General features: G+C 57.9%; 4 protein-coding genes. All 4 read left to right on the top strand.

Annotation, left to right across the window (positions count from 1 at the left end; all coding sequences use genetic code 11):
* Window positions 1-109: 109 nt before the first annotated feature.
* A complete protein-coding gene (locus IK083_11110; GenBank protein ID MBR4750102.1) occupies window positions 110-3,049 on the top strand; it encodes an Ig-like domain-containing protein in 2,940 nt (979 codons plus the stop codon).
* Between the two features lie 135 nt (window positions 3,050-3,184).
* Window positions 3,185-3,784: a TetR/AcrR family transcriptional regulator gene (locus tag IK083_11115; protein MBR4750103.1), complete on the top strand. Its 600-nt coding sequence runs from the start codon at window positions 3,185-3,187 to the stop codon at window positions 3,782-3,784.
* 45 nt (window positions 3,785-3,829) lie between these two features.
* Window positions 3,830-4,447, top strand: coding sequence for an NAD(P)H-dependent oxidoreductase (locus IK083_11120; protein ID MBR4750104.1), 618 nt, complete (start codon window positions 3,830-3,832; stop codon window positions 4,445-4,447).
* Window positions 4,448-4,627: 180 nt separating this feature from the next.
* The coding region (locus IK083_11125) for a carboxymuconolactone decarboxylase family protein (protein ID MBR4750105.1) at window positions 4,628-5,295 on the top strand (668 nt) is incomplete at its 3' end.

Genomic DNA, 5,295 nt, shown 5'->3' on the forward strand with positions numbered 1-5,295 from the left:
GCCAAACACAAAAATCGTTGACTTATCTGCCAAAACAGCCTATAATTGTATTATAAGACCATTGGACCCCGCTGCTCTGCAACGTCGGTCATCAAAAAGGAACCGGGTTATGAAAAAAACCATCTTTGCGCTAATATCGCTGCTGCTTTTCTGCGGCATACTGTGGGCCGATGACAGTGACATCTCCCCCACGAACCCCAAATATCTGGAATGGCTGGAATACGGCAGCGAGCCCGTCAAGACGGCCACCGGGGGCTTGTTTTTCTCGGGGCACGTCCCTCCCGAGTTCAATTCCTGGACCCTGCCGAAGGACACCGGCCTGAAAAAGGGCTCCCTGCCCGCCTCCTACGATCTGAGGGACGAGGGAAGAGTGCCGCCTGTCAGGAACCAGAATCCCTACGGGATATGCTGGGCCTTCGCCGCTATGGGCGGCATGGAAGGCAACTATCTTACCCGGCATCCCTACGGCAGTATAGAGTATTCCACCTTCAATCTGGTGCGCTGGGCCAGCGACTTCTACGGCACCACCCTTAACACCGGCGGCAACTATCTGAAGTCCACCGCCTATTTCGCCCAGCTGCAGGGCCCCGTGTATGAAAAGGAAGATCCCATCGACTATTCCCTGGACAAAAACAGCGTCCCTCCCGCTCCCGCCAAAACGCCTTATATCAGGGGTTATATCACCGGGGCGGAATACGTCCCCGCCAACGTGTCTTACGGCAGCTCGGAGATATGGGACGGCAGCAGCCTGAACACGGCCGCCATGGATCACATCAAGCAGCTCATCATGGACGAGGGCGCGGTGGAATTTGCCTATTATTCCAACAATGACTCCTACCTCACCAAGACCTATGCAGGCGGCTCCGCTTATTACTGCAATGCGGAAAAAAGCACCAACCACGAGATACTCATCATAGGCTGGGACGACAACTACTCCAAGTACAACTTCAAGACCACGGCTCCCGGCAACGGAGCCTGGCTGGCCAGGAACAGCTGGGGGACCGACTGGGGGGACGACGGCTATTTCTGGATGTCCTATTATGACAACAGCGCCGAGCAATACGCCAAGTTCACCCTGACGGAAGACACCTCCGTTTACAACAGGTATTTTTACAAGGAAAAGAAGGGCCTCACCTCCGGATTAAAAAAATCGAACTGGGGCAGGGTCGATTTCACACCTGCCGATGCGGCGACTCTGGTGGACGCCGCCACTTACGTGATCGCGGGAGGCAGAAACGTCACCTGCTACGTATACGTGAACGACGTCCTCAAAAAAACCGTCACCAAATACATCGAATGGCCCGGCTACTATCTGTTTCGCGTAAACACGTCCTATGGGGCCGGAGACAAGATACGGGTCATCTTCCAATATGATACTGAGGCGGAAGACGGAGTATGGTATATCCCCCTGTGCAACGACGCCTCCTATTGCACGTGGGGAAGCTACGTGTCCTCCAACGGCGCCTCCTGGAAAGACACTCTCACTGCGTGGGACAGCAAATACGCCGTCTGCATCAAGATGTACTGCCTTGTTCCCGTCCCCGTGACCGGCATATCCCTGAACACCTCCGCCCTTACCCTGGGGACCGGGAAAGGCTACTCTCTGACAGCCACGGTGAAGCCCTCCGGCGCCACCAACAAAAAGGTGACCTGGTCCTCCTCCAACACTGCCGTGGCCACAGTAAACAGCGGCACGGTAACGGGCAAAGCCCCCGGAACGGCAGTGATCACGGCCAGGACCGCTGACGGAGGCTACACAGCCACCTGCAAGGTGACAGTGCAGCAGTCCGTGACGGGAGTCTCGCTGAACTACGGCTCGATCGTGCCCGACGTGGGGGAGACCCGCACGCTCATCGCCACGGTAAAGCCCTCCGACGCGGCCAACAAGCAGGTCACCTGGTCCTCCTCCAACACAACCATAGCCACCGTATCCTCCTCCGGAGTGGTGACTGCCAAAAAAGCCGGCACCTGCACGATCACCGTCAAGACCGTTGACGGAGGCTTTACGGACACCTGCAAGGTGACGGTCACCGACCCCGTCGTAAAGGTGACGGGAGTCTCGCTGAACTACGCCTCCCTGTCTCTTGACGTGGGAGACACCCGCACCCTGACTGCCACGGTGAGCCCCTCCAACGCCACCAACAAGCAGGTTACCTGGTCCTCCTCCAATACGGCCGTGGCCACGGTATCCTCCTCCGGCTTGGTGACCGCCAAAGGAGCCGGCAGCTGCACGATCACCGTCAAGACTGCCGACAGCAGTTATACCGACACCTGCTCGGTGACGGTCAACCAGCCTGTTGTCCAAGTGACGGGCGTGGAGCTCAGCTCGGACTTTGTCAAGCTGGAAAAGGGCGATACGGCCACGCTAAAGGCAGCCGTGCTCCCCCTAAACGCCACCGACAAGTCCGTCACCTGGCGCACCGACGACAAAACCATAGCCACCGTGTCCTCGTCCGGCGTGGTCACGGCCGTGGGCCCCGGCACCACCAAGGTGAGGGTCAGGACCAGGGACGGAGGCTACGAAGCCAAATGCAAGATCAGAGTGGTGATATCCGTCACGGGAGTCACCCTGAACAAGACCACCGTGAAGCTCCGGCCCGGAGGGACGTACACCCTGAAGGCTGCAGTGACGCCCGCCGACGCCACCAATCAGGAGGTCACCTGGATGAGCTATGACACCTCTGTGGCCACCGTGGACCAGAACGGCAACGTCAAAGCCGTAGGCATCGGCGAGACCCGCATCAGAGTGAAGACCAGAGACGGAGGCTTCAAGGCCAAGTGCAAGATAAAGGTGGCAGTCCCGGTCACGGGGCTCAGTCTGGACAAGACCGCCGTCACGGTGAATGCAGGCTCCTCCGTCACCCTCAAGGCCACGGTGAGCCCCTCCGACGCCACGGACAAGAGAGTCACCTGGATCAGCTATGATCCCTCCATAGCCACCGTGGACAGCTCCGGCACCGTGACGGGAGTAAAGCCCGGCAAGGTGGACGTCAGGGCCAAGTCCAAGGACGGCGACTTCACCGCTAAATGCAAGGTGACTGTGAAATAAACCGCAACGGGCGCTCCGCGGATACCTGTATCCGCGGAGTTTTTTTTGCATAGCGCCGAAAACTGACCCGGAGTCATTGACCTGCGGTCGGTTTTGTGTTATACTAAAGACAGATACCCCGCAGGGAGGCCCATAATGACAGTCAGGCAAACAAGAGCCCTGAAAACGAAAGCCAAGCTCGTCGCCGCGGCGGAAAAGCTCATCAACGAAAAAGGCTTTGATGCGGTGCAGATCATAGATATCACCCGTGAAGCGGGAGTAGGCAAAGGCACCTTCTACACCTATTTCAACAAAAAGGAGGACGTGGTGGGAGAGATAGCCCACTCAAAGTTTGAAGCCGTCCACGACTATTCCTCCGCCGGAAACAAGGATGTCTGCGGGCGCATTACCGCCTTTCTCACCGGCTCCATGGAGCTCATCCGGGATTTCGGTCTCCGCATGGCGCAGCAGTGGGTGAAGGAGGTGGTGGACCCGGACGACCCGGATGGAGTCCGCAAGCTGGAATACGACCGCCGGGTCATAAGGGGCATGCTGGAAAAGGCCGCGGAAAGCGGCGAGCTGAAAAAGAAGACCCCCGCGGAAGAGATCGCCGGGCGGATAACAGCCCATTATTACGGCATCGTCTTCTGCTGGGCTCTGACAGACGGGGAAACGGATCCGGTTGCCGATATCGGGGATTTCTGCCGGGACATGCTCGCCGGATATCTGAAGCAATACCAAAAAAGCAAAAAATGAAGGCTCCCGAAAGGCCTTCTCATATACTTCAGGGAGATAGACAAAATGAAACACACTCTTATGCTCGCAGCGGCGCTCATCGCCGCGGCGATCCTGACAGCCGCCCTTGCCGGCTGCGCGGGCAAGAGCCGGGCGCCTCAGAAGCCCGTCAGCGAGATGACCAAGGATACCAAAGTCCTGGTGGTGTATTTTTCCTGGTCCGGCAACTCGGACAAGCTGGCTCACTGGATAGCGGAAGAGACCGGCGGAGATCTGATCCGGGTCCTGACCAGGGAAGAATACCCCAAGGGCTACGAAGAAACTGCCGAACGGGCAAAAAAAGAACAGGATAAAGGCATCCGCCCGGAGATCACCGTCAAACTGACGCCGGAAGAGCTGAAGAAGTATGACACGGTATTCATCGGCTTCCCCGTCTGGTGGTACGACCTGCCTATGCCTATGTGGACCTTCCTTGAAAACAACGACCTGCAGGGCAAGACCCTTATCCCCTTCTTCTCCCACGAAGGCAGTTCCAACGGCGCAGGCAGTCTGAAGACCATAGAAAAGCTGGCAAAGGGAGCCAAGGTAAAGTCCGGCGACGCTCTGTCGGTGCGTGGCGGAGAAGTGCCCGGCGCCGAAAAGGAGACCCGTGAATGGGTAAAAAAGCTGGGCTACGCCAAATAAAGACGCAAATAAAGTATGAACAAGACAGTATTATCAGTATTATGCGTCCTGATGCTCATCACCGCTTTTCTCACCGGCTGCGAGAGCAGCGGCAGCGCTAAGACAAGGACACAAAAAAGCGGAGCCGCCGTTTCCGGCAAGGAAGCGGGACAGACGGCGTCCGGAGAAAGGAGTGAAAATATGCCCAAAAAACAGACGGCAGGCAGAGACAATCTGGGAGAGCTGGCGCCCAAATTTGCCGAACTCAATGACGACGTGCTTTTCGGCGAGGTCTGGTCCAGGGAGGACGAGCTGTCAGCCAGGGACCGGAGCATGATCACCATTGCGGCCCTTTTTTCGGCAGGTCTTTATCCCCAGCTTAAGGCCCATCTCTCACTGGGCAGGGAGCACGGGATCACCAAAGAGGAAGCGGTGGAGACGGTCACCCAGCTGGCCTTCTACTGCGGCTGGCCCAAGGCCTGGAGCGCCTTCCCCCTGATAGACGAGGTCTGGAAGGACGAAGCAGGCAAAAAGGCAGACGCAGTTCCGGAGCTGTCGGCTTTTCCCACAGGAGAGCCCAACGACGCCTTTAAGCAGTATTTCACCGGCAGGAGCTGGCTGGCTCCTCTGACTTTGGAAGGAGTACCGACCTTCAACGTGACCTTTGAGCCCGGCTGCCGCAACAACTGGCACGTGCACCACGCGGACAAGGGCGGCGGACAGCTCCTTATCTGCATCTGCGGCAAGGGCATGTATCAGGAATGGGGCCGGGAGCCACGGGAGCTCAGGCCCGGCGACGCGTTATATATACCCGCCGGCGTGAAGCACTGGCACGGCGCCGCCAAAGACAGCTGGTTCCAGCATATAGC

It is taken from the genome of Abditibacteriota bacterium (genome assembly GCA_017552965.1).
Lineage (GTDB): Bacteria > Armatimonadota > UBA5829 > UBA5829 > UBA5829 > RGIG7931.